General features: G+C 66.4%; 19 protein-coding genes. 12 read left to right on the top strand and 7 right to left on the bottom strand.

The genetic code is table 11. The annotated features are described in order from the left end of the window. Window positions 1–145: 145 nt before the first annotated feature. From wecB to ACNFCI_RS05335, 4 genes are read left to right on the top strand one after another with little or no spacing between them, the layout of a single operon-like run. Window positions 146–1300, top strand: a complete 1155-nt coding sequence (gene wecB / locus ACNFCI_RS05350) for a non-hydrolyzing UDP-N-acetylglucosamine 2-epimerase (protein WP_368828996.1) — start codon at window positions 146–148, stop codon at window positions 1298–1300. Next, the gene (gene nrfB / locus ACNFCI_RS05345) at window positions 1297–3471 is read left to right on the top strand and encodes a cyclic di-3',5'-guanylate-activated glycosyltransferase NrfB (RefSeq protein WP_368828997.1); all 2175 of its coding nucleotides are present in this window, start codon (window positions 1297–1299) and stop codon (window positions 3469–3471) included. Before wecB ends, nrfB begins: the two co-directional genes overlap by 4 nt. Further along, window positions 3468–6464 (top strand): phage receptor, encoded by a 2997-nt coding sequence (locus tag ACNFCI_RS05340; RefSeq protein ID WP_368828998.1) that lies wholly within the window; start codon window positions 3468–3470, stop codon window positions 6462–6464. Before nrfB ends, ACNFCI_RS05340 begins: the two co-directional genes overlap by 4 nt. Then, on the top strand, window positions 6464–7300 hold the full coding sequence (locus ACNFCI_RS05335) for a DUF4434 family protein (protein WP_368828999.1): 837 nt from the start codon (window positions 6464–6466) through the stop codon (window positions 7298–7300). The genes ACNFCI_RS05340 and ACNFCI_RS05335 overlap by 1 nt, the downstream gene beginning before the upstream one ends. A gap of 245 nt (window positions 7301–7545) precedes the next feature. Here ACNFCI_RS05335 and ACNFCI_RS05330 read toward each other — a convergent pair whose 3' ends face one another. Both ACNFCI_RS05330 and ACNFCI_RS05325 read right to left on the bottom strand, forming a co-directional pair. Beyond that, the gene (locus ACNFCI_RS05330; protein ID WP_084858956.1) at window positions 7546–8844 is read right to left on the bottom strand and encodes an ATP-binding protein; all 1299 of its coding nucleotides are present in this window, start codon (window positions 8842–8844) and stop codon (window positions 7546–7548) included. A 6-nt stretch (window positions 8845–8850) separates the two neighbouring features. Beyond that, window positions 8851–9552 carry a response regulator gene (locus ACNFCI_RS05325; RefSeq protein WP_368829001.1) on the bottom strand — a complete coding sequence of 234 codons (702 nt, stop codon included), beginning with the start codon at window positions 9550–9552 and terminating at the stop codon, window positions 8851–8853. A gap of 160 nt (window positions 9553–9712) precedes the next feature. Here ACNFCI_RS05325 and ACNFCI_RS05320 point away from each other — a divergent pair, with 160 nt between their 5' ends. From ACNFCI_RS05320 to alkB, 8 genes are all read left to right on the top strand, one after another. Beyond that, window positions 9713–10888, top strand: coding sequence for an efflux RND transporter periplasmic adaptor subunit (locus ACNFCI_RS05320; protein WP_324812372.1), 1176 nt, complete (start codon window positions 9713–9715; stop codon window positions 10886–10888). 11 nt (window positions 10889–10899) lie between these two features. Beyond that, the gene (locus tag ACNFCI_RS05315; RefSeq protein WP_416767546.1) at window positions 10900–14022 is read left to right on the top strand and encodes a multidrug efflux RND transporter permease subunit; all 3123 of its coding nucleotides are present in this window, start codon (window positions 10900–10902) and stop codon (window positions 14020–14022) included. A gap of 61 nt (window positions 14023–14083) precedes the next feature. Then, complete coding sequence (gene mobA / locus ACNFCI_RS05310) at window positions 14084–14659, top strand: molybdenum cofactor guanylyltransferase MobA (RefSeq protein WP_084858960.1); 576 nt, start codon at window positions 14084–14086, stop codon at window positions 14657–14659. A gap of 521 nt (window positions 14660–15180) precedes the next feature. After that, window positions 15181–16527: a hypothetical protein gene (locus ACNFCI_RS05305; RefSeq protein ID WP_416767545.1), complete on the top strand. Its 1347-nt coding sequence runs from the start codon at window positions 15181–15183 to the stop codon at window positions 16525–16527. 32 nt (window positions 16528–16559) lie between these two features. Continuing rightward, on the top strand, window positions 16560–18794 hold the full coding sequence (locus tag ACNFCI_RS05300; RefSeq protein ID WP_324817126.1) for an Ig-like domain-containing protein: 2235 nt from the start codon (window positions 16560–16562) through the stop codon (window positions 18792–18794). Window positions 18795–18809: 15 nt separating this feature from the next. After that, the gene (locus tag ACNFCI_RS05295; protein ID WP_084858973.1) at window positions 18810–19292 is read left to right on the top strand and encodes a curlin; all 483 of its coding nucleotides are present in this window, start codon (window positions 18810–18812) and stop codon (window positions 19290–19292) included. 16 nt (window positions 19293–19308) lie between these two features. Beyond that, window positions 19309–20757: a curlin gene (locus ACNFCI_RS05290; RefSeq protein ID WP_324817123.1), complete on the top strand. Its 1449-nt coding sequence runs from the start codon at window positions 19309–19311 to the stop codon at window positions 20755–20757. A gap of 145 nt (window positions 20758–20902) precedes the next feature. Beyond that, window positions 20903–21547 (top strand): DNA oxidative demethylase AlkB, encoded by a 645-nt coding sequence (gene alkB, locus ACNFCI_RS05285; protein ID WP_084859016.1) that lies wholly within the window; start codon window positions 20903–20905, stop codon window positions 21545–21547. Between the two features lie 157 nt (window positions 21548–21704). Here alkB and ACNFCI_RS05280 read toward each other — a convergent pair whose 3' ends face one another. The 5 genes from ACNFCI_RS05280 to ACNFCI_RS05260 are packed head-to-tail and all read right to left on the bottom strand — an operon-like array spanning window position 21705 to window position 24269. Then, complete coding sequence (locus ACNFCI_RS05280) at window positions 21705–22547, bottom strand: CsgG/HfaB family protein (RefSeq protein ID WP_084858975.1); 843 nt, start codon at window positions 22545–22547, stop codon at window positions 21705–21707. A 28-nt stretch (window positions 22548–22575) separates the two neighbouring features. Further along, on the bottom strand, window positions 22576–22995 hold the full coding sequence (locus ACNFCI_RS05275) for a curli assembly protein CsgF (protein ID WP_084858976.1): 420 nt from the start codon (window positions 22993–22995) through the stop codon (window positions 22576–22578). Beyond that, window positions 22992–23396 (bottom strand): curli production assembly/transport protein CsgE, encoded by a 405-nt coding sequence (gene csgE / locus ACNFCI_RS05270; RefSeq protein WP_368829007.1) that lies wholly within the window; start codon window positions 23394–23396, stop codon window positions 22992–22994. The genes ACNFCI_RS05275 and csgE overlap by 4 nt, the downstream gene beginning before the upstream one ends. After that, entirely contained in the window at window positions 23393–23920 is a 528-nt protein-coding gene (locus ACNFCI_RS05265) for a type II secretion system protein (protein WP_368829008.1), read from the bottom strand. The genes csgE and ACNFCI_RS05265 overlap by 4 nt, the downstream gene beginning before the upstream one ends. Further along, window positions 23895–24269: a type II secretion system protein gene (locus ACNFCI_RS05260; RefSeq protein WP_224459132.1), complete on the bottom strand. Its 375-nt coding sequence runs from the start codon at window positions 24267–24269 to the stop codon at window positions 23895–23897. The genes ACNFCI_RS05265 and ACNFCI_RS05260 overlap by 26 nt, the downstream gene beginning before the upstream one ends.

The raw sequence follows: 24269 nt of genomic DNA, 5'->3' as shown, positions 1-24269 counted from the left end.
CCCTTCTCCTGGATGCTGCTGCTGCGCTCCGAACGTCTGGCGTCGGCGCGTGTCGATATTGGACAACCCCACATTTGACTGCTTGTCTTTGACGTGCTGCAGCGCGCGTCACTTCGTCCAGGGAATAGAACGGAGGATTCAAACCATGGCACATACCGTCATGATGGTATTCGGTACCCGCCCTGAAGCGATCAAGATGGCCCCCCTGGCTCGCGTGTTGTGCCAATGGCCCGGGATCGACCTGCACATCTGCTCCACCGGTCAGCACCGGGAAATGCTCGAGCAGGTGCTGACCGCCTTTGGCCTTGGCGTCGACCAGGACCTCAAGGTGATGACCCACAGCCAGACCCTCAACGGCCTGTCCCGCGACCTGCTGGACAAGCTCGACAAAGCCTACGAACAGGTCAAGCCGCAGATCGTCCTGGTCCATGGCGACACCACCACCAGTTCCATCGCCGCCCTCGCCGCCTTCCACCGCCAGATTCCCATCGGCCACGTCGAGGCGGGCCTGCGCACCGGCAATCTCAGGCAGCCCTGGCCGGAGGAAGCCAACCGTCGCCTGACCGGCGTACTGGCCGACCTGCACTTCACGCCTACCCGCGACTCGGATGCCAACCTGATCCGCGAAGGCGTGCCCCCCGACCGGATCGAAGTGACCGGCAACACGGTGATCGATGCCCTGTTGTGGATGCGCGACCACCTGGCCGCGCAGAACTGGCAACCCGCCGCCGACTCGCCGCTGGCCGTACTGCACAACGACCAGCGCATGGTGCTCATCACCGGCCACCGCCGGGAGAACTTCGGCCAGGGCTTCGAGCGCATCTGCAAGGCGCTGGCCCAGTTGGGCGAGCGCTACCCGCACGTGCAGTTCGTCTATCCGGTACACCTGAATCCGCAGGTCCAGCAGGCGGTGTACGGCGTGTTGTCCGGGCGTGGCAACATCCACCTGGTACCGCCCCAGGACTACCCGCATTTCGTCTGGTTGATGAACCGTGCCGACGTGATCCTCACCGACTCCGGCGGCGTGCAGGAGGAAGCCCCCGCCCTGGGCAAGCCGGTGCTGGTGCTGCGCAAGGTCACCGAGCGCCCGGCGGTGCTCAAGGGTGGCACGGTCAAGCTGGTAGGCACCGATACCGACCAGATCGTCGCCCAGACCAGCCTGCTGCTCGATGACCCCGAGGCCTACGCACGCATGGCCAGGGTGTACACCCCCTTCGGTGACGGCCACGCCAGCGAGCGCATCGCCGAGCGCCTGAGCCGCTGGTTCGATGAACAAGCCGTCGGGCGGGGCGACGCATGAGCCTGGCCTTCGTCGACTTCCTCGTCTATGTGCTGTTCGGCCTGAAGCTGCTCGCCATCGCCCTGGCCAGCCTGATGTTCCTGCTGGGCCTGGACGACCTGTTCATCGACATCTGCTATTGGGGCCGCAAGCTGATCCGGCGTTTTCGCATCTACGACCGCTTCGAGCCGGCCGACGAGAAGCGCCTGTTCGAAGTACCGGAAAAACCCCTGGCGATCATGGTCCCGGCCTGGAACGAAGTGGGCGTGGTCGGCGAGATGGCGCGCCTGGCCGCCTCGACCATCGACTACGAGAACTACCAGATCTTCGTCGGCACCTACCCAAACGACCCGCAGACCCAGGCCGACGTCGATGCCGTGTGCCTGCACTACCCCAACGTGCACAAGGTGGTCTGCGCGCGCCCCGGCCCTACCAGCAAGGCCGACTGTCTGAACAACATCATCGACGCGATCCTGCGCTTCCAGCAGGACGCACGCATCGAGTTCGCCGGTTTCATCCTGCACGATGCCGAAGACGTGATCTCGCCCATGGAACTGCGCCTGTTCAACTACCTGCTGCCGAACAAGGACATGATCCAGATCCCGGTCTACCCCTATGCACCGGAATGGAAAGGCTTCACCGCCGGGCACTACGTCGATGAGTTCGCCGAGAACCACGGCAAGGACGTGATCGTACGCGAGGCATTGACCGGCCAGGTGCCCAGCGCCGGGGTCGGCACCTGTTTCAGCCGCCGCGCCATCAGCGCCCTGCTCGAGGATGGCGACGGCATCGCCTTCGACGTGCAGAGCCTGACCGAAGACTACGACATCGGTTTTCGCCTCAAGCACAAGGGCATGAAGTGCATCTTCGCCCGCTACTCCATCACCGACCCGGCCTTGGCCCTCAAGCAGGAATGGCGCTGGGGCATGAGCCGGCGGTTCGCCCAGGTGATCTGCGTGCGCGAGCACTTCCCGCGCGACTGGCAACACGCCATTCGCCAGAAGTCGCGCTGGATCGTCGGCATCGTGTTCCAGGGCACCAGTAACCTGGGCTGGAGCCGCAAGGGCGCGCTCAACTACTTCCTCTGGCGCGACCGCCGTGGGCTGTTCGCCTACCTGCTGAGTTTTTTGGTCAACCTGTTGCTGCTGGTGTTGCTGGCCATCTGGCTGGTGACCACCATCGCCCCTGAGTCGTGGCGTTTCATGTCGATCCTGGGCGACAGCTGGCTGCTGTCCACCTTGCTCTGGCTTAACGGCCTGCTGCTGATCAATCGTCTGTTCCAGCGCGGCTGGTTCGTCACCCGCTACTACGGCATCGGCGAAGGGCTGTTGTCGGCACCGCGCATGATGTGGAGCAACTTCGTCAACTTCTTCGCCAACCTGCGGGCCCTGCGCCAAGTCATGGAAATGGGCGATTCGCGGCGCGTGGCCTGGGACAAGACCACCCATGAATTTCCTGCCATCGCCTCGCCCGCCCGCATCCCCCTGGGCCAGCGCCTGGTAGCCAAGGGCCTGATCACCGACGAGCAGCTGCAACAGGCGATCACCAGCCCGGTGCGCCGTCGCCTGGGACGCGAACTGCTGTTGCGCGGTTGGCTCACCAGCGAGCAGCTGGTCGAGGCCCTGGCCGAGCAGATGGACATGCCCTGGGCTCCCCTGAACCCATTCAAGGTTTCGCCGCAACTGATCGCCCAGCTGCCCCGACGCCTGGCTACCCACTACGGCGTACTCCCGGTCGCCGAGGACGGCGAAACCCTGGTACTGGCCAGTGAAAGCCCGGTCAGCCAGGTCTCGCTCGGGGTCATCAGCCGCCAGCTCAAGCGCCCGGTCAGCAATCGCCTGGCGCCCCAGGGCCGGGTCGCTCTAGGCCTGCACCATCACTACCCCAGCCCATGGCAGAAGGAGGAAACCCGGCAAATGCTCGCTGTGCTGGAGCGCAACCAGGACGATGCCGCGCTGCTGGAACGGGTATGCGTGCACCTGGTCATGCTCGGCGCCCTGCTGCAAGTACGCGGCATGGTGCCGGTGACCCTGTTCAACCAGGCGCTGATCGACTTCGACCCCGAGCACATGACCCTGGGCCAGCACCTGGTCGCCCGCGGCATCATCACCGAGGACGTGCTGCAGCAAGCCCTCGCCGAACAGGCCAGCGAGCAGCAGGCCGCCTATGACCTGACCCGGGAGGTGGCATGAAGCCCCGTCTTTCCCTGACCCTCACTGGCCTGTTGCTGTGCACCGCCTCCCTGCCCACGCTGGCCGCGCCGATGAGCGACTTCCAGCGTTTTCGCAGCTACCCGTTCATGGAGCGCAGCTACCGCGAAGCGCAGCGCGACAACTGGCAGGAAGTCGAACGCCTGACCCGCCACGTGCTGCAGCGGGTGCCCAACAACGACGAAGCCAGGGCCCTGCTGATGCAGGCCCTGGCCCACCAGCGCCGCTACAAGGAGGCCGAGGCGCTCGCCGAGCAGCTCGACGATACCCCCGAGCATGTCGATGCCTTGCTCGAGCTGCGCTTGACCTGGATCGAGCAGGACCCGCCACCGGCCAGCCAGGTCGAAGGCTGGCTCGCCAGCAGCGAAGGCCTCCAGCGGGTGCGCCTGTGGCAGGCCTATAGCCTGAGCCTGGCCAAGTTCGGCGGTGCTGCCCGCGCCCTGGACTGGCTCAACCACCTACCACCGCGGGACGACGGCATGGTCCTGCGCCTGACCCGCGCCAACCTCGCCGAGCAATTGCGCAACTGGGGCGAAACCATCGAGCAATTGCAGCCGCTGGCCGAGCAAGGCACCTTGCCGGTGCAAGACTGGCACCGCCTGGCCAATGCCTATATCCAGCAAATCGACGAACAAGGCCTGCAGAAGCTGCTGGCCAGCGCGCCGTCCGAGAAGGCCGCCAACGAGGCGCGCCTGGCCATGGCCAACCGCGCCATCGCCGTCGGCCACAACCAGCAGGCGCAACGCTGGCTGCAGGCTCTGCCCAGCGAGCAGTTGCAACAGCCCGCACAACGCCGACAATTGTGGGAGTTGGCCCGTGAAGGCGACGACGCCGCCTTGGTGCGCACGCTCAGCAACGAACTGCAGCGGCCCTGCCTGGAAACCGTCGACTGGCTTTCCCGTCACGACCCGCAACAGGCCCGAGAACAGTTCGCAGGCTGCAGTGCCAGCGCCGACCCGCATGCCCATGCGGTGCTCAAGCAGCGCTTGTATGGCGACCCGCCTGCCCCGCCCCAGCCGCGCACCGTCGCGCAATGGGAGCAGCGCTATCGCCAGACCGGCGACCTGGCCGCCCTCGAACAGGCCAGCTATCTGTTGCTCGAACAAGGCCACCCGGAGCGCGCCCGACAGCTACTGGTACCCGCCTACGATCGCCGCCAGGGCCACCTGACAGCGAGCCTGCTGCAACGCCTGGGCAACCTCTACGCTCGCAACGACGCGCCCCTGGATACACGGCGTATGCTGGGCCTGGTGCCCCGAGTCGATGCTGGCACCCGTGCCCAGCTGCTGGGCCGACTGGCCGAGGCCGGCCAATGCGACGCCGTGCGCCAGGCGGTACCCACGCCCACCGAGGCCGGCCAGTACCGCGCCCTGGGGCGCTGCGCCATGCCCGGCCAGCCCGGGCAGGCAGTGGTCTACTACCAGGCCGCCGAACGCCTGGGCGACCCGGGCAGCCGCCTGCCGTTGGCCTATGCCCTGGAAGCTGCCGGCGATTCCGAAGCCGCCGCGCCTATCTGGCGCAACCTGCCTGCCGACGCCTGGAACGACAATGCGCGGATGACCGCCGCCCAGGGCGCGCTCAATGCCGGCGATGCCAGCGCAGCCCGTGCTCATTGGGACGCAGCCGCCCACCAGAGCGCCGACGACTGGGCCCTGGGCGCCGCCATCGCCCAGCGCCAGGGCAACCCGGCCGAGGCCCTGGAATTCCAGCGCCAGGCCCTGGCCCATGCGCCCCGCGCCGACCACTACTACGCGGCGGCCAACACCGCACAGCAAGCCGGCGACAGTGCCCAGGCCATGGCCTGGCTGGCCGAGGCCGTGCGCCTGGCACCCGACCAGCCACGCTACCGTGCCGACTATGGCATGCGCCTGGCGGGTTCGGCGGACAGGCAGCAACGCCGGGCCGCCATTCCCTACCTGGAGCGGGCCACCCGCGATTTCCCCGAGAACTACCGCCTGGGCGAGACCCTGGCACTGCGCTACGACGAAGCCGAGGACAGCGCCGCGGCACGCCGTGAGCTGCGCCGAGTCATCGACGTGGAACAGAACCTGGTGGACGGTGACGACGAGTACGGCAGCCTCGAGTCCCGCAAGTACCGCCAGCGCCGCGCCCACGAAACGCTGGCGCGGCGTGACACGGTCACCCTGGCCAGCACCTGGTCGCCCGCTGGTACCTCGACCAACGACAAATTCCTCGAGAACGGGGCACGCAGCACCGAGCGCCGGGCCCGTTCGCAGAACGTGCAGATCGCCATGTGGGACCATGCCCTGGGCGAAGAGCCCAGCCGCAATGGCAGCACCCTGTCGGTCTATGGCCGCGTGCTGTTCGGCGGTCAGAGCCGCACCGACTACGCCCAGAGCCTGGGCACCGGCGTCGGCCTGCGCTACAAGCCGTTCGGCCAGGCCAACCTCAACCTGTATGCCGAGCTCTATCACCAGCGCCAGGTCGATAGCGACCACTACACCGGGCTGAGCCTGGGGGAGCTGCTCAGCCCGGCCAAGGTGGGCGGCAACTGGGGCGACCTGCGCCACCATGCCGAATCGAGCAATGACCTGCTGCTGCGGGCCACCGCTTCGTTCCTCGACCAGGGCGATTGGCGCAACGACTGGCGAGTGGACGAGGACCAATGGAACGAGCGTTTCCTCTACCTGGATGCCGCCTGGTGGACCCGCGCCGGCGACCATGCGTGGTTGTCGCGCTACCAGCAAGGCCACGCTTGGAAACTGCCTGGCAACTCACCACAGACGGTCATGCCCTATGGTTTCCTCGAGTTCGCCAGCCAGGACCCGAGCAATGACTGGCGCCAGGACCTGCGCACGGGCGTGGGCGTACGCTGGCAGTGGTGGTTCGACGACGACCGCTACAACGCCTACCGTGGCTCGCTGAAAGTACGCGCCGAATACCAGCAGTCGCTGGGCGGCAACCTCTACGAGCGCGCCAATGGCGTGCTGCTGGGTGTGGAGTTGACCTTCTGATGCGCACGATTCTGATGATTTGCATGCTTGCCCTGTGCCTGCCGGCCGTGGCCGACCATCGTCTGTTCTACCAGCCACTCAACCGCGACGCTGCCGTGACGCCCAGCCAGTGGCAACAGGTGTGGCGGGACACCAAGGCCCAGGGAGGCAAGACCCTCATCGTGCAGTGGACCGCCTACGGCGACAGCGACTTCGGCGGCGCCCAGGGCTGGCTGGCCAACAGCTTGCGCGAAGCCCAGGCCCAGGGGTTGGAACTGGTGCTGGGGTTGTATATGGACCCGGCCTACTACCAACGTCTGGAAGAGCTCGATGGCGAAGGCCTGGCCAACTATTGGAAGGCTCAACTGGGCCGCGCCCTGTCCCAGTACAACCAGGTCCGCCAGCACTGGGATCTGCCCGTCGCGGGTTGGTACCTGCCCCTGGAACTGGACGACCTGCATTTTCACGAGGCCAGTCGCCGCGACGCGCTGCATCGCCAGTTGCAGGCCTTCAACCGGCAGCTGGACCAGCCGTTGCACCTGAGCGCCTTCAGCGCTGGGCACCTGGCGCCGCGGGTCAACGCGACCTGGCTGGGCCAGTTGGCCGAGCTGGGTTTGACTGTATGGTGGCAGGACGGTGCGGGCACCGGTCGCCTGCCGGCGCAAGTACGCCAAGCCTATGAACAGGCCCTGCCCTGCCGGGTGGGCATCGTGCGCGAGGCATTCCGCCAGATCAGCGCACCGGGCCAGCCATTTCGCGCCGAGCCGGCGCAACCGGCGCTGGTGGGCGGATGCCATGCCGAAGCGGTGTTCGCCTTGCGCTACCGGCCTTGGGCGCGTGCGCTGCCGTTGAATTGAGCGAGGGTCTATCGCGGGACAAGCCCGCTTCCACAGCCCCGCACAGCCCGTTGGGGCCGTGCAACCTTTGTGGCTGGCGGCAGCCTGCGATGGGCCGCAAAGCGGCCCCTTGAGTCTGGAGGGGTTCCACCGTTTGAAGGCTTGGGGCTGCTTTGCAGCCTATCGCAGGCTGTCGCCAGCTTCCACCCAGATCGCGGCGAAATCCCTGTAGGAGCGGGCTTGTCCCGCGATTGGGGCGTTACAGGCTATCCCGCCGGCAGGCGAATCCTGAACTGCGCTCCCCCCAGGGCCGACTGCGCCACAGTCAAGGACCCGCCCTGCCCTTCGATGGCCCTGCGGCTGATCGCCAACCCCAGCCCGAAGCCGCCAGTGTTGCGGTCGCGGCTGCGGTCGAGGCGGTAGAACGGCTGGAAGATCCGCTCACGCTCCTCAGGCGGGATGCCGATGCCGTCGTCTTCCACGGTCAACAGGCAGGCGCCATCGTCCTCACGGCGCAGGCGCAGCAGCAGGCTTTCATCGCAGTAGCGCATGGCGTTGCGCACCAGGTTCTGCACCGCGCGGGCGGTCAGCCTGGGGTCCAGGACGAACCGTGGCAGGTTGTGCTCGGCGCGCACCTCCCACTGGATACCCCGGCCATCGAGCTCCTCGGCGAACCCGCCCAGCACACTGTCGACCAGCTCCAGCAACGACACCTCGACCCGCTCACGCGCCTGGTCGGCATTCTGCAGGCGACTGTAGGACAACAGCTCCAGCACCAGCTCATCCAGCTCGCGCACATGCCCCACCAGTTCCAGCAAGCGCTTGCGGCTGGCCGGTGGCACTTCGTCGAACAGCAGCACCAGGCCGAAGTCCAGGCGGGTCAAGGGGGTGCGCAACTCATGGGACACTGCGTTGAGCAGCTCACGCTGCTGGTTGACGTGGCGCTCCAGGTCGCTGGCCATGGTGTCGAACACCCCCGCCAGCTCACCGATGTTCGAGCGTGGCGAGATGTGCGTGCGTTCGGACATCTGCCCCTGCCCCAGGCGCCTGGCGGTTTCCTTCAGGCGCTCCAGGTCGCGCCAATGCGGCCATACCCACAGCAGCAGGCAGCCCAGCAGGGCAGCACCGATCAGCACCGTGACGCCCCAGGACAGCAGGTTGATGTCGATCGGGTCGGGGGGGGTGTGCAGGCTCACCAGCCATTGCGAGTCCAGCGGGGCCAGGGCCGTGTCGTAATAACCCCAGTCGCCGATACGCACCACGTTCAGGCCATGTTCCAGGCGAGCCTGCTCCTGCACCGTAAGCCCCGCCTGGGCCATGGGCAGCAGCTTCACCTCCAGGGGGGCGAAGCTCTGCGCCAATTGCTGCTCGACCGCTGGCCATTGATCGGGCGGTGCCTGGCGGAACTGGCGGACGATCAACGACTGCACGCCCTTGGTCTGCTCCAGGTTGTAGGCCATGAAACGGTCATGGAACAGCGCGACGATGGAGTCGGGTATGAACAGGATCGCCCCGGCATAGGCGGCGATGATCACCAGGTACAGGCGCACCAGGATCTTGAGCATGACGTGTCAGTACTCCCACTCGACCCGGCTGAACAGGTAGCCCTTGCCCCAGACGGTCTTGATCTTGCGGGCTTCGCCGGCGTTGTCGTCGAATTTGCGCCGCAGCTTGGAGATCGCCACGTCCACCGAACGATCGGTGCCGTTGAACTCGATGCCTCGCAGTTGCTGGAGGATGCGGTCGCGGCTGAGCACCTCGCCGGCGTTGCGCGCCAGCACCACCAGCAGGTTGTACTCGCCGCTGGACAACTCCACTTCGTCGCCCCGCCAGGTCACCACGCGTTCAGCCAGGTCGATGCGCAGCCCGCCGACCTGGATCAGGTCGCTGTCCAGCCGAGGCTCGTTGACACTGCTGCGACGCAACAGGGTGCGCACTCGGGCGAGCAGCACTCGCGGCTCGCAGGGTTTGGTGACGTAGTCGTCGGCGCCCATCTCCAGGCCCAGTACCTGGTCATGGCTGTCATCGCGGGCCGTGAGCATGAGAATCGGCAAGGTCTGCGACTCCTGGCGCAGCAACCTGCACACCTGCAAGCCGTCCAGGCCGGGGAGCATGAGGTCGAGCACCACCAGGTCCGGCCGTTGCCGGCGGAACTCCTCCAGCACATGGTCGCCCCGGGCGATCACCCGGACATGGAAGTCGTTGCGTTGCAGATAGCTGGCGATCAGTTCGGACAGGGCGCTGTCGTCTTCGACCAGGAGAATGTTCGGCATAGATGTGAAGAAGGAACAGGGTTGGCGATGAGGCAGGATATAGAATCCACGCACGATCAACGCCAATTCTTACACTTTTTCACATTCGCCCTACAGAGCTTCACAGCCAGGCGCGCAGCGGCTGCCTTAGCATAGGCACTGTCATTTCTGGAAGATCCGTATGTCCATTTCCCTTCCCTTTCGCCTGCGCCCACTGGCGCTCCTGGCGCTGCTGACCTTGTCGCTGGCCGGTTGCGACGACGCCGCCGACCAGGATGAACAGGCGCCCGCGCCCCAGGTGCGGGTGGAAACGGTGCAGGTCCAGCCCCTGGCCATCAGCACCGAACTCAGTGGGCGTATCCTCGCCCCCCGTACTGCAGAGGTCCGTGCCCGGGTGGCCGGCGTGGTGCTCAAGCGTGTGTATCGCGAGGGCAGTGACGTCAAGCAGGGCGACGTGCTGTTCCTGATCGACCCTGCGCCGTTCAAGGCCGACCACGACAGCGCCCGCGCGACCCTGGCCAAGGCCGAGGCCAACCTGTACCAGGCCCGCCTGCAGGAACAGCGCTACCGCGAGCTGGTCGACGACAAGGCGGTCAGCCGCCAGGAATACGACAACGCCCGGGCCACCTTCCTCCAGGCCGACGCCGAAGTCGCGCAAGCCAAGGCCGCCCTTGAACGGGCTCGCCTGAACCTTGGCTATGCCACGGTCACCGCGCCGATCTCCGGACGTATCGGCCGTGCCTTGGTCACCGAAGGTGCGCTGGTCGGCCAGAACGAGACCACGGCGCTGGCGATCATCCAGCAACTGGACCCGATCCATGCCGACGTCACCCAGTCGACCCGCGATCTCAATGCCCTGCGCCGTGCCATGCGCGCCGGCGAGCTGCAACAGGTCGGCCAGGACCAGGCCCGGGCCACGCTGATCCAGGACGACGGCAGCGCCTACCCGCTACCGGGCAAGCTGCTGTTCTCCGACATCAGCGTCGACCCGAGCACCAACCAGATCACCCTGCGCAGCGAGTTCCCCAACCCGGACCTGGACCTGTTGCCCGGCAGCTACGTGCGCGTGCGCCTTGAGCAGGCCCTGCAACCCAAAGGCATCAGCGTGCCGCAGCGGGCCATCCTGCGCGATAGCGCCGGGGTGCCGAAGGTGCTGGTCGTCGACCCACAGCAACGCATCAGCGAACGCCAGGTGGTGCTCGGCAACGCCCAGGGCGACCGCTGGATCGTCAGCGAGGGCCTGGCACCCGGCGAGCGCGTGGTGATCGAGGGCCTGCAACACGTCAAGGCCGGCGACCAGGTCCAGGTCGCCCTGCCCCAGGATGGCCTGCCCATCGTCCAGCACAACGGCCAGTGAGGGCCTGATCCATGCCGCAGTTCTTCATCGACCGCCCGGTGTTCGCCTGGGTGGTCGCGCTGTTCATTCTCCTGGCCGGGGCCTTGGCCATTCCGCAGTTGCCGGTGGCCCAGTACCCCAACGTGGCGCCTCCCCAGGTGGAGATCTACGCCGTCTACCCGGGCGCCTCGGCGGCGACCCTGGATGAAAGCGTGGTCAGCCTGATCGAGCAGGAGCTCAACGGTGCCGACAACTTGCTGTACTTCGAGTCCCAGAGCAGCCTGGGCAGCGCGACCATTACTGCCACCTTCGAGCCAGGCACCCACCCGGACCTGGCCCAGGTGGATGTGCAGAACCGCCTGAAGGTGGTCGAGTCACGCCTGCCCCGGCCGGTGACCCAGCAAGGCCTGCAGGTGGAGAAGGTGTCCACGGGCTTCCTGCTCCTGGCCACCCTCACCTCCGAGGACGGCAGCCTCGACGAGACGGCCCTCTCGGACATCCTCGCACGCAACGTGATGAACGAGATCCGCCGCTTGAAGGGCGTGGGCAAGGCCCAGCTGTATGGCTCCGAGCGCGCCATGCGGGTGTGGATCGACCCGCAGAAGCTGATTGGCTTCAACCTCACGCCCAACGATGTGGCCGCGGCCATCGCCGCGCAGAACGCCCAGGTGGCTCCGGGTAGCATCGGCGACCTGCCGGGGCGCAGCACCCAGGAAATCACCGCCAACGTGGTGGTCAAGGGCCAGCTGAGCACGCCCGAGGAGTTCGCCGCGATCGTCCTGCGTGCCAACCCCGACGGCTCCACGGTGACCATCGGCGACGTCGCCCGGGTGGAGATCGGCGCCCAGGAATACCAGTACGGCACGCGCCTGAACGGTAAGCCGTCCACTGCCTTCAGCGTGCAACTGTCCCCCGGCGCCAATGCCATGGAGACCGCGACCCTGGTGCGGGCGAAAATGGAGGAGCTCTCGGGCTACTTCCCCGAGGGCGTGCGTTATGACATCCCCTACGACACCTCGCCATTCGTCAAGGTCTCGATCCAGCAGGTGATCAGCACACTGTTCGAGGCCATGCTGCTGGTATTCGCGGTGATGTTCCTGTTCCTGCAGAACCTGCGTTATACGCTGATCCCGACCCTGGTGGTGCCGGTGGCGCTGATGGGCACCTTCGCCACCATGCTGGCGCTGGGCTTCTCGGTGAACGTGCTGACCTTGTTCGGCATGGTCCTGGCCATCGGCATCCTGGTGGACGACGCCATCGTGGTGGTGGAGAACGTCGAGCGGATCATGGCCGAGGAAGGGCTGCCACCCAAGCAGGCCACGCGCAAAGCCATGGGCCAGATCAGTGGGGCCATCGTCGGCATCACCCTGGTGCTGGTGGCGGTGTTCCTGCCGATGGCCTTCATGAAAGGCTCGGTGGGCGTGATCTACCAGCAGTTCTCGGTGTCCATGGCGGTGTCGATCCTGTTCTCGGCATTCCTCGCCCTGAGCCTGACCCCTGCCCTGTGCGCCACCCTGCTCAAGCCGGTGGCCAAGGGCGAGCACCATGAGCGCAAGGGCTTCTTCGGCTGGTTCAACCGGCGCTTCGAGGGCATGAGCAACGGCTATCAGCGCTGGGTGGAACACGCCCTGGCGCGCAGCGGCCGCTACCTGCTGGTATACGGGGCGCTGCTGGCGGTGCTTGGCTACGGCTTCAGCCAATTGCCGACCGCCTTCCTGCCCACCGAGGACCAAGGCTATACCATCACCGACATCCAGCTGCCGCCCGGGGCCAGCCGCATGCGCACCGAGCAGGTGGCCGCACAGATCGAGGCGCACAATGCCGAAGAGCCAGGCGTTGGCAACACCACACTGATCCTGGGTTTCAGCTTCTCGGGCAGCGGGCAGAACGCAGCACTGGCGTTCACCACGCTCAAGGACTGGTCCGAGCGCGGCGCCGACGACAGCGCGCAATCGATCGCCGACCGGGCCACCGCAGCCTTCAGTCAACTCAGGGACGCGGTGGCCTATTCGGTCTTGCCGCCGCCGATCGACGGCTTGGGCGAGTCCACCGGCTTCGAGTTCCGCCTGCAGGACCGTGGCGGCATGGGCCACGCGGCGTTGATGGCGGCACGTGACGAACTGCTGGCCAACGCCCGCAAGAGCAAGGTGCTGGTCAACGTGCGCGAGGCCTCGCTGGCCGAGAGCCCGCAGGTGCAGCTGGAGATCGACCGCCGCCAGGCCAATGCCCTGGGGGTCTCGTTCGCCGACATCGGCGCGGTGCTCGATACTGCCGTGGGCTCCAACTACGTCAACGACTTCCCCAACCAGGGCCGCATGCAGCGGGTGGTAGTGCAGGCCGAGGGCGACCAGCGCAGCCAGGTGGAAGACCTGCTGAAGATCCACGTGCGCAACAGCAGCGGCAAGATGGTGCCCCTGGGCGCCTTCGTCCAGGCCCGGTGGGTCAGCGGCCCGGTGCAGCTGACCCGCTACAATGGCTACCCGGCGGTGTCGATTTCCGGCGAGCCCGCCGCCGGCTACAGCTCCGGCGAGGCCATGGCCGAGATCCAGCGCCTGGTCGACCAGCTGCCAGCCGGCGCCGGCCTGGAGTGGACCGGCCTGTCGCTGCAGGAGCGCCTGTCCGGCAGCCAGGCCCCCTTGCTGATGGCCCTGTCGCTGTTGGTCGTGTTCCTGTGCCTGGCGGCGTTGTACGAGAGCTGGTCGATCCCCACCGCCGTGCTGCTGGTGGTGCCCCTGGGCGTGCTCGGAGCGGTCCTGGCGGTCACCCTGCGTGGCATGCCCAACGACGTGTTCTTCAAGGTCGGCCTGATCACCCTGATCGGCCTGTCGGCGAAGAACGCCATCCTGATCATCGAGTTCGCCAAGAGCCTGGTCGATCAAGGCCAAGACCCGGTAGGCGCCGCCGTACAGGCCGCCCGCCTGCGCCTGCGGCCGATCGTGATGACCTCGCTGGCGTTCATCCTCGGCGTGGTGCCGCTTGCGATCGCCACCGGGGCAAGCTCGGCGAGCCAGCAGGCCATCGGCACCGGTGTGATCGGCGGCATGCTCAGCGCCACCCTGGCGGTGGTGTTCGTGCCAGTGTTCTTCGTGGTGGTGATGCGCCTTGCCCGGCAGCGCCAAGCCAAGGACAACCAGGCGGTGACCCACCAAGCCTGACTGGACAACACCGGCCTGACATGGGAGGGTTCCCGGCATCGACTGCCTGGAACCCTTTTTCATGTCCACTGCCCTGCCCCCTTGCTCCACCTTGATTCTTGCCGGCGGCCGCGGCCAGCGCATGGGCGGCCGCGACAAGGGCCTGCTGCCCTGGCGGGGCGAGCCGCTGGTGGCGCACGTACAACGGGCGGTGAGGCCGCTGTGCGACGATGTGGTGATTTCCTGCAATCGCAACCACGAGGCCTATCGGGGCTATGCCGACCAGTTGGTGTCCGATGCCGAGGCGGATTTTCCCGGGCCGTTGGCCGGCGTGATCGCCGGGCTCGCGGTGGCGCGGCATGAGTGGGTGGTTCTGCTGGCCTGCGATGCCCCCCAGGTCGACCGGGCATTGATCGAGGGCCTGCTGCGCTTGGCCGTCGAGCACGACAGCCCGGCCATGGTGCGCCAAGGTGGCTATTGGCAGCCGATGTTCAGTGTGTTGCCGCGCAGGGTGCTGCCCGTGCTGGAGCAGGCCTGGCGGGAGGGCGAGCGCAGTTTGCAGAAGGCGCTGTTGCGCGGGTCGGTGCAGGGGTACGAGTGTGCCGAGGACGATGCCAGATTGAGCAATTTCAACAGCCCCGAACGGCTGGAGGAATAAGCTGCCTGGGCCGGCCCAATCGCGGGCAAGCCCACAGGGATTTCGCAAGTTTTGAGAGCGGCGCAATCTCGGTGGGAGCTGGCGACAGCCTGCGATGGGCCGCAAAGCGGCCCCTTAAGTCTGGAGGGCTCCGCCGTTTGAAGGCTTGGGGCTGCTTTGCAGCCCATCGCAGGCTGTCGCCAGCTCCCACGAGGCGAGCGGAGCCTGGGCCATATTTGTACGGCTGAGAAGTATTAAACCGACCTAGGGCAATTTGAGCTTGTCCAGCACCATAGAATCTCCCACAAGGACGGCTGGGTTATCTTCCACTGGCCGACGCTACAACGGGTGATGTTGCCCCCGGCATTCCCCAATGCTGGGGACCACAGCCCACCGCCACTCCCTGCAACCGCAACGCGAAACCCCTCTGCAACCTCCGCCCTAGAGCCCTTCAAGCGACCTATCGAAAAATTGGCACGGCTGTTGCCGATCCCTCATCAGACGCCCCAACCCATGGGCCCGTTTGCAGGAGGGTTTGACTCATGCACCGATTGACACCCCACCCGCTGGCAGTGGCGATCTTCGCCAGCATGCTCCAGCTTCCGGCCCAGGCTGCGCTCAATGCGGTCGACCAGGGCGCTCCCCTACCCGAGAACGGCGGCTTCGCCGCTTGGTACCAAGACACCCATGGCCGGACGCTCGACCTGTGCCTGTCCAAGGCGGTGAGCTCGCGGGCGCCCGGTGCCCCCGGCGCGCCGTCGTACATGTGCACGCTGCTGCCAACGCCCGGCGTGTTCGACGACACCAAGCCGATCGCCTTCCCCACCAACTTCCCCGACGAAGCCTTCTGGTTCACCGGTGACGCCTCCATCGTCGATGCCGCCCGGGGCATCGACCTGGGCTACGTCTCGGCGATCGAGGCGGCGTTCAGCGCCGAGGAGCCCAAGGAAGGCGACCAGATCAGCTTCGCCCGGATACGCATCCGGGTTGACGTACCGACCGCCGGGACCTACATCATCACCCACCCCTACGGCGTCGAGGTGTTCGACGTGACCACCCCGGGCACACGGGCGATCAACATGACCCGCGACATCGGCATCGGCTCGCCGGGCGACTTCACCGGCGCGCTCAAGGGTGATGTCGGGCCATTCCTGCGCAGCGTCAACGGCCCCTACACCGAAACCAACCCGGAAACCGGCGCGAGCGAGCAGTTCGTGGGCGACCCCAACCTGGAAGAGCGCGTGACCGGCAGCCCGTTCAATACCAACTACGTGCGCATCGAAGGGCCCAATGGTCTGGACCTGCGCACCGAACTGTTCGCCGTGTCCGGCAAGCTGTCCACGGTCAACCTGCCAACCCCGCTGCTGCCACAGCGCAGCACCTATTCACGGCACTTCGAGAATGGCGACTTGCGCGCTCAACAGGATGTCTTCGTCATGGCCCCGCCACCGCCGGCCACGGTCACCCTGACCAGCCAGACGCCCAACCTGCCACTAAGCGAAGCCAATGGCACCGGCACCTGGTATGCCCAGTCGGCGCTCGACCCGACACTGCCCACCAGCCTTGGCATCACCGCCGACAACAGCGTGGCCATCCCCACCAGCAGCGCCACCAGCGCCAACTTGCCGCTGACCGACCTGGTGACCATCACCCGCGCCGAATACAGCCTGTCCAGGGCCGAGCTGACCCTGGTCGCCGCCACCAGCGACGAGACAGCGCCCCCGACCCTCACGGCCCACACCGGCAACGGCGCGCTGATCGGCGACCTCGGCGGCGAAGGTGCGGTGAAGACGCTCACCCGTGGGATTTCGCCACTTCCGCCGGCCACGGTGCAAGTCACCAGCGCGCATGGCGGCAGCGACAGCGAAGACGTGGTGCTGGTGCCATGAACAGACAAAGGCCCCGCCTTCAAGGAGGCAGCATGAATACTTGGCCACGCCGCGCGCTGTACGCAGCCGGGCTTTCCCTTACCCTCTCCGGCGCGGCCTGGGCCACGCTCACCGAGGTCGACCCAGGCCCCTACACCCTTGCCACCGGTGGCTACCCGATGTGGTACAAGGACGCCAGCGGCCTGTCCCTGGAGCTGTGCCAGTCGCGTGCCACCAGCTCACGGGCACCGGGCGCGCCAGGTGCACCGGCCTATATGTGCACCCTTCTGCCAGAGCCTGGCGTGTACGACGACACCTTGCCCCTGGTGTTCCCGGACAACTGGCCACCGGAGATGTTCTGGTTCCTGGCCGAGACCGATATCCCTGCAGTCGGCAACAGCGGCTATGAACTGGAGGTCTATGTCGCCGGTATCGAGGCCGCCTTCGCCGCCGAGAACCCGGTCGATGGCGACCAGCAGAGTTTCGCCCGTATTCGTATCCGCGCCTCGGTCCCTACCGCCGGTACCTACACCATCACCCACCCGTATGGCGTCGAGACAGTCGTGGTCAACACCCCTGGCCGGCGGGCGATCAACATCACTCGCGATATCGGCATCGGTGCGCCAGGCGACTTCAGCGGTGCCTTGCGGGGCGATGTCGGGCCGTTCCTGCGTAATGCCAGCGGGGCGCTGTATACCGAGATCAACCCGGACACCGGCGCGCTCGAGTCCTTCGTCGGCGACCCGAACATTTCCCAGGAGGTCATCGGCAGCCCGTTCGACACCAACTTCGTGCGCATCGAAGGCCCGGCCGGGACCATCCAGACCAATGTCTTCAGCCTCTCCGGCAAGGTCCTCGACCCACGGGCCCAGACGCCAGCGACTCTGGAGCGCGCCACCTACCAGCGCAACGGCAATGGCACCCGCGTCGAAGTCTTCGCCAAGGCCCCGGGCGATGCCAGCGTGTGCATGCGCTTTGGCCTGGCACTGGTCGGCTCGCCCGCGACGCCCTGTCAGTTCGACCTGCTGCCCGACAGCAACGGCCTGTTCTTCGGCCATCAGCTGAACCAGGAAGCGCCACCCTCGGTGGTGGTGGTGACCGCGACCAGCCCTGACCCGGACACCCGGCCGACGGCCTTGTCGAGCAAGCTCACCGACGTGGTGAAAGTCAACACCGCACGCTTCGACTGGGCCACCAAACGCCTGGTGATCGAGGCCAGCTCCAGCGACGAAGTGCAGGTGCCGGACCTGGTCGCCCAAGGCTATGGCCGCCTGTCCAAGGGCGGCATCGTGCAGACCCTGACGGTCAACGACCTGGCCCAGCCCCCGGCCAGCGTCACGGTGAAGTCCGCCGCCGGTGGCAGCGATGTCGAGCCGGTGGTGGTGGTCGGCAATGCGCCGGTCGCGGCCGAGAACCAGCCACCGCTAGCCCAGGCCGATGTCGCCAGCACCAGTGTCGGCGTCCCTGTCACCCTCAGCCTGCTGGAGAACGACAGCGACCCGGACGGCAACGTGCCGCTGGTGATTGCCGACCTCACCCAACCCGGCACCGGCCTCGGCTCGGTCGTGACCAACGGCAGCACCGCGGTCACCTATACCCCGCCATCCGGCGCCACGACCGCCTTCACCGCCACGTTCAGCTACCGCGCCCAGGATGCCAAGGGCCTGAAGTCGGAACCGGCCACAGTGACCGTCAACGTTGCCCCCAACCAGGCGCCAACCGCCGTCGCGGACAGCGCAGCGACCTTGGGCGTGCCACTGACCATCAACGTGCTTGCCAACGACACCGACCCGGAGAACAACCTGCCGCTAGCCGTGGCCAGTGTCGGCCAGCCAGCTGCAGGTCAAGGTACGGTCAGCACCGATGGCGGTACCGTCACCTATACGCCACCGGCCACGGTCACCGCGCCTTTCACCACCACGTTCACCTACGTGGCGCGTGATGCCCTGGGCGCCTTGTCCGGTAACGGCACGGTCACCGTGCAGGTGTCGCCACGCCCGGCCCAGGAAACCTTCACGGTGACCACGGCGACAGTCACGGCGCGTTCCAACAACCGTTTCAACTGGGATATCGGCGGCACGTCCTCGGTGACCACCGGCAACACCGTCACGGTGCAGGTGACCACCCCGAACGGCCTGGTGACCCTTGGCAGCGTGCCGGTACCGCTGACCGGACGCTGGCGCCTGATCGTGAGCAATAGCACCACCATCGTGCCATCGGCCAACCCAACGGCGACCATCACCACCAGTCAGGGCACCACGCGCACCGTACCGGTGGTCGTGCAGTAGCCCAAGGAGGACGCCATGAAACGCCTGAACCCCTTGCTGCTCTGCCTGGCCCTGGCGGGCCAGGCCCTCCAGCCAAGCTGGGCCGATGACCTGATGGACAACGCTGACCTTGCGGTCGGCAGCGACCTCGGCGAACCGGTGATCGTGCGCCTGCTGCCGGCCGGCGCCGGCCAGGTGGCGGTGATCGAGCAGCAGGGGTCGGGCAACCGCGCCGCCCTCGACCAGAACGGCCAGGCTCTGCTGGGCCGGATCGTCCAGGCCGGGGACGCGCAGGAGGCGTACATCCTGCAGGAAGGCAGCGACCTGATGGCCGCGATCGTCCAGCAGGGCCAGGGCAACAACGCCGCGATCCGCCAGAGCGGCAGCAACAACAGCGCGTCGATCGAACAGATCGGCAACTACAACAACGCCAGCATCGAACAACGCGGCACGGGGCTGACCAGCGCCGTGACCCAGGCCGGCAACGGCCAATACGTTCAGATCACCCAATACCGATAGACCTGGAGGCACCACCATGTTCAAGCTCGCTCCCTTAAGCGCCGCCATTGTCCTGGCGGTCGCCGGCCAGGCCATGGCCACCGACAGCGTCTCGGAACAGTCCCAGCAGGGCACCGAGAACATCGCCGAAGTGCTGCAGAACCTGGCACCGAACGCCACGATCATTCAGGACCAGACGGGCCTGGGCCACAACCACATGGCGGTGCAGGACACCAGCACCAGCCAGATCGAGCAAACCGCCACCGGCTCCTACAATGCCGGCTACGGCGACCAGATCTTCGAGAACGGCAGCACGCTGACCCAGAAGTCCGGCGGCAGCGGCAACGACAACTTCGCCAGCCAGTCCCTGGGCGCGGAGAACCAGTCACTGCAGATCCAGGACGGCGTGGGCAACCGCTCGCAGGTGTTCCAGGACTCGCAGATGGGCGCCAAGGCCACTACCGAGCAGAAAGGCAGCGGCAACGATGCGGTGGTCGAGCAGCTGTTCAGTGGCAGCGGCAACAAAAGCCTGATCAAGCAGGAAGGCACCGGCAACAGTGCCGCCGCCGAACACCTGTTCCACGAGAACGGCGAGATCAAGATCCAGCAGATCAACAGCAACGCCAGCTGGGCCTATGGCGACCAGCGCGACGGCCTGGGCGGCGTGCTGGAGATCCATCAGGTCGGTACCGCCCACAACGCCGAAGTCTGGCAAGACACCCAGATCGCCAGCAGCGCCAGTGTCTATCAGCAAGGCCAGAACAACGAAGGCTACATCGACCAGAGCTTCGGCCAGGGCAACAGCGTGAGCCTGTCCCAGAGCGGCCAGCGCAACGCCAGCTGGTCGGACCAGTTCGAGACCAACCAGTCGGTCACCAGCATCACCCAGAACGGTAATGACAACCTGCACTTCACCTACCAGAACGGCGACAACCACAGCCTTGTCATCAGCACCACCGGCAACGGCAACAAGATCCAGGCCAGCAACTGGAAAGGCGACCGCGCAGGCGGCCAGTTCGGCATGGGCCAGCAGGCGCAGATCACCCAGAACGGCTACGGCAACACGGTGAACATCACCCAGAACGGCATGGAGCAATTCGCCAAGCTCGGCCAGAAAGGCACCGACAACACCATGCTGACCAACCAGGCCGACAGCAACAACGAGCTGTATTTCGAACAGAACGGCACCGACAACCTGCTGATCGCCGACCAGCGCGACAACAACAACTATGCCGCAGGCCTGAGCGCCGGCAGCGACAATAAGGTCACCCTCGACCAGTCTGGCCAGTACAACCAGAGCTACACCTACCAGCTGTACGGTAGCGGCAACGAAGCCACCATCAAGCAGGTCGACAGCGCCAACGTCGCCTACGTGACACAGGGAGGCACCAACAACCAGGCCTTCGTGGACCAGAGCAGCATGAACCAGAGCGCCACCATCACCCAGTACGGCACCGCCAACCTGGCCACCGTCACCCAGCAATAACCCCCTCCCCCTTGGACCGCGGTGTTCCCTCTCCCTGGCGCCGCGGTTCCTTTTTCCTGCGATTTCTGTGGTGTCTGTGCGATCGAGGCAAACCTCTTCGCGCAACGACGTTACAATGGCCACACACCCAACCGGCGCCGTCACCATGATCCAGTCCGACCTCGACCTGTTCGGCCCCCAGCCGCAACGCCTGGCCAGCCATACCGTGCTTCTGCCCGGCTTCGCCCTGGCCGAGGTCGAGACGCTGCTCGATGCCCTGCGCCCGGTGCTGCGCGCCGCGCCCTTCCGGCACATGCGCACCCCTGGCGGCCTGCACATGGCCGTGGCCCTGACCAATTGCGGTGCCCAGGGCTGGGTCAGTGACGAACAAGGCTATCGCTACAGCCCTACCGACCCCAGGACCGGCAAGCCGTGGCCGGCGATGCCCCAGGCGCTGCTCGATCTCGCGGCACGCGCCGCCGATGCAGCCGGTTTCGAGGGGTTCGTGCCCGATGCCTGCCTGATCAACCATTACCTGCCCGGCACCCGCCTGACCCTGCACCAGGACCGTGACGAGCGCGACTTCGGCCAGCCGATCGTGTCGCTGTCCCTGGGCTTGCCAGCGGTGTTCCTGTTCGGCGGGCTGCATCGTTCGGACCGAACCCAACGGATACCCTTGAGCCATGGCGATGTGCTGGTGTGGGGTGGCGAGGATCGCCTGAGGTATCACGGGGTGATGCCGATCAAGCCTGGTATGCACCCGAGGATGGGGGAGCGGCGGATCAACCTTACATTGCGCAAGGCCAGGTAACGCAGTCGCAGCACAAGCCGGAGCTCCGAACGCTGTAGGAGCGGGCTTGCCCCGCGATAAAGGGCGAAGCCCTTGCCAGGCGACGGTGATATCGGCCCGGCCCAATCGCGGGGCAAGCCCGCTCCCACAAGCTCCTGCACAATCAGACAGCAGTGCCCTACTGCTGCTGATACTGGCTCAGGTACTTGTCCAGCACCGCCTTGTCGCCGCTGCCATCGCCCGCCACCTGCCACAGCCGGCGCTCGATACCCTGGGCCAACAGGTGGCCTACCGCCGCCTCGATGGCCGAAAGCACGCACAGCTGGGCCGGCTCGTTGGTGGTGTAGCCGACCTCGGCCTCCAACAGCTTCTTGAATTCGATGAACTTGAACACACCGGCACTGCGCCCGACCGAATAGATGGTCTTGCTGGTCATCACATTGGCCAGCACCTGGCCGCTGCGCACGTCCACCGCCCGCAGGTTGACGGTGACCTGGTCGACCCGGTACTCACGGGAGATGTCGATACCCAGGTAGCGGGCACCCTCGCCGCCGCTGCGTACGTTGGTGTCATAGGCGATGATGCCGCCCTCGAGCATCAGGTTGGCCGCCTGCAGAGGCGGCAGTTCGCCCTGGATGTTCAGCGGCACGTCCGGCTTCTTCTGCGAGGCGCGGATGATCTTGCGTTCGGTCAGCAGGTTCTGCAGCCCCTCGCGTTCGAGCACCACGAACCAACCGCTGGCATTGAGCGCATCCATCAGCATGCTGGCCGCCCCCTGGGTGACACTGGTGGAGAACGAGCTGGCCGGGGTCGGCTTGTACTGGCCGGTCTGGTCGCGGAAGCCGTACACCACCGCCATCAGCCTGCCCTTGGGCCGTGGCATGTTGATCAGGTCGTAGTAGGTCGAGGCGCGCGGCGTCAGGGTCGGGATCGCCCCGTCCTGTTCGGCGGGCATGGGCTCGCGTAGGCCGCAGCCTTGCAAGGTGGCGAGGATCAGCAATGTGCTCAGCAGGCGTTTCATGGTCGTTCTCCCCTATCGGCCTTCCCTCTCAGGGGTTGAGGCCACTGACCTCGATGATCGAGACTTCCCCTGTCGCACGGTCGGTGACCTTGATGCTCAGGGCCCCGGAATCGTCGATCACATCGATCAGGAACGAGTCCGTGGACATGCTGCCGGTGGTGCCGTTGCTGATGTTGTCCAGCAACTGCGAAAGCAACCGGGATTCGAGCTGGTTGCTGAAGCGCTCCAGGGCCGAGGTACCGGCGAAGGCCGAGGCGCGGTCCTTGAGGTCCGGATCCTCGTGGTCGTTCTGCGCCTGGGCGTTGTTGAGCAACCAGGTCCCGTTGAGCGGGTTGCCGCCGAACGCTGGGTTGACAGGGGTGTACACCAGCTCCGTGGCCTGGATGGGGCCGACGAAGGCGCCGGCCAGCAGGCAGGCAGCGATACAGCGGGGCATGCGCGTGTTCATAGCTCGTCCCTCTCCAGATCAGTGGTGTCCTGCAGCAGGCGTTGCAGCTTGCGCTGGATGATTTGCTGCTTGACCAGGTCCGCCGCCGCGACGGCCTCGTCTTTGAGTTGCGTGGTGTTGGGCGGCAGGAAGCGCCGGTACAGCACCTCGCGTTCGTACTCCACCGTCACCAGGCTGCCCCAACGGGCGTCGGGGCGTTCGCGCACCACCAGGTTGAAGTCCAGGCGGCTCGTGGCGCGCAGGCGGTCGGTGAAGTCGTTGTAGAAGTCGTGGCCAATGTGCGAAATGGTGTTGTCGACGATGAAACCCATCATTTCGTCCTCGGCGCCGGCCCGGGCCGGCGTGGGCATCCAGGCGGCCAGCAGCAGGCACAGGCAACACAGGGCGGCGCGCGCGTTCATGGCGTGTCTCCTGGGCCGGTGTGGGTGCGGGCGCCACCGCCGGCCTCGGCGAAGGGCTGCTCGGCGACGAACTGCCAGTCGCTGTAGTGCTCCAGTCCTTCGAAGCCGGACCACTGGGCCTCGAAGCCGCTGCGCTTGAGCGGCGCGGCATCGGAGCTGCTGTAGACGCCGGTGATGCGGCCATCCACCGAGCGCAGCAGGCCCCATTCCTGGCCGTTGGTGACCGGGTCCGGGTAGAGCCTGCGGATGTGCCGCTGTGGCGATGGGAAGCGATTGTCCTCGAGCAGGTCCTCCAGGGCCTGGGGGTACTGGGCCAGGCCTGGCGAGGCGCGGTAGTAGCTGCGCAGGGCCTGGGCATACTGCCCGCCGACCCACAACAGCTGGCGCTCACGCTCGCGCTGGGCATTGGTGGCCCACAGGGTCCCGGTGGCGACCAGGGCCATGCTGCTGACCGCGATCAGGAACAGCACACCCAGGTAGGTGAAGCCCGCGCAGGCCTTACCATTCGGCATAGAGGCTGCCATCACGCGCCCTCCCTGTGGCACCGCTCTTGATATCGGCCACGCCGCCGCTGACCCCTTCCGGTGGCGGCACCAGCTTCCAGGCATCGCTGCGCTCGGTGAGCGGATCGACCGGGGTGTTGCGCAGATAGCGTTGTTCGACCAATTGCTCCAGCGACTCGGGGTAGCGGCCGGTGTCGCCGTAGTAGTGGTCCAGGGCCTCGCGCAGCACCGCCAGGCTCTGGCGCAGGGTCGCCTCGCGGGAGGCTTCCAGGCTGTTGAAGTAGCGCGGCATGGCGATGGTCATCAGGGTGGCGATGATTGCCATGACCACCAGCAGCTCGATCAGGGTGAAACCGCGGTTGCGCTTCAT

Origin of the sequence: Pseudomonas sp. NY15356, assembly GCF_048068175.1 — a bacterium.
GTDB lineage: Bacteria > Pseudomonadota > Gammaproteobacteria > Pseudomonadales > Pseudomonadaceae > Aquipseudomonas > Aquipseudomonas putida_K.
This window is presented reverse-complemented; position numbering and strand designations above follow the sequence as displayed.

Bases quoted from the DNA above. Each gene is read 5' to 3' on its own strand.
- wecB (WP_368828996.1), top strand. From the start codon at position 146: ATGGCACATACCGTCATGATGGTATTCGGTACCCGCCCTGAAGCGATC.
- nrfB (WP_368828997.1), top strand. From the start codon at position 1,297: ATGAGCCTGGCCTTCGTCGACTTCCTCGTCTATGTGCTGTTCGGCCTG.
- ACNFCI_RS05340 (WP_368828998.1), top strand. From the start codon at position 3,468: ATGAAGCCCCGTCTTTCCCTGACCCTCACTGGCCTGTTGCTGTGCACC.
- ACNFCI_RS05335 (WP_368828999.1), top strand. From the start codon at position 6,464: ATGCGCACGATTCTGATGATTTGCATGCTTGCCCTGTGCCTGCCGGCC.
- ACNFCI_RS05330 (WP_084858956.1), bottom strand. From the start codon at position 8,844: ATGCTCAAGATCCTGGTGCGCCTGTACCTGGTGATCATCGCCGCCTAT.
- ACNFCI_RS05325 (WP_368829001.1), bottom strand. From the start codon at position 9,552: ATGCCGAACATTCTCCTGGTCGAAGACGACAGCGCCCTGTCCGAACTG.
- ACNFCI_RS05320 (WP_324812372.1), top strand. From the start codon at position 9,713: ATGTCCATTTCCCTTCCCTTTCGCCTGCGCCCACTGGCGCTCCTGGCG.
- ACNFCI_RS05315 (WP_416767546.1), top strand. From the start codon at position 10,900: ATGCCGCAGTTCTTCATCGACCGCCCGGTGTTCGCCTGGGTGGTCGCG.
- mobA (WP_084858960.1), top strand. From the start codon at position 14,084: ATGTCCACTGCCCTGCCCCCTTGCTCCACCTTGATTCTTGCCGGCGGC.
- ACNFCI_RS05305 (WP_416767545.1), top strand. From the start codon at position 15,181: ATGCACCGATTGACACCCCACCCGCTGGCAGTGGCGATCTTCGCCAGC.
- ACNFCI_RS05300 (WP_324817126.1), top strand. From the start codon at position 16,560: ATGAATACTTGGCCACGCCGCGCGCTGTACGCAGCCGGGCTTTCCCTT.
- ACNFCI_RS05295 (WP_084858973.1), top strand. From the start codon at position 18,810: ATGAAACGCCTGAACCCCTTGCTGCTCTGCCTGGCCCTGGCGGGCCAG.
- ACNFCI_RS05290 (WP_324817123.1), top strand. From the start codon at position 19,309: ATGTTCAAGCTCGCTCCCTTAAGCGCCGCCATTGTCCTGGCGGTCGCC.
- alkB (WP_084859016.1), top strand. From the start codon at position 20,903: ATGATCCAGTCCGACCTCGACCTGTTCGGCCCCCAGCCGCAACGCCTG.
- ACNFCI_RS05280 (WP_084858975.1), bottom strand. From the start codon at position 22,547: ATGAAACGCCTGCTGAGCACATTGCTGATCCTCGCCACCTTGCAAGGC.
- ACNFCI_RS05275 (WP_084858976.1), bottom strand. From the start codon at position 22,995: ATGAACACGCGCATGCCCCGCTGTATCGCTGCCTGCCTGCTGGCCGGC.
- csgE (WP_368829007.1), bottom strand. From the start codon at position 23,396: ATGAACGCGCGCGCCGCCCTGTGTTGCCTGTGCCTGCTGCTGGCCGCC.
- ACNFCI_RS05265 (WP_368829008.1), bottom strand. From the start codon at position 23,920: ATGGCAGCCTCTATGCCGAATGGTAAGGCCTGCGCGGGCTTCACCTAC.
- ACNFCI_RS05260 (WP_224459132.1), bottom strand. From the start codon at position 24,269: ATGAAGCGCAACCGCGGTTTCACCCTGATCGAGCTGCTGGTGGTCATG.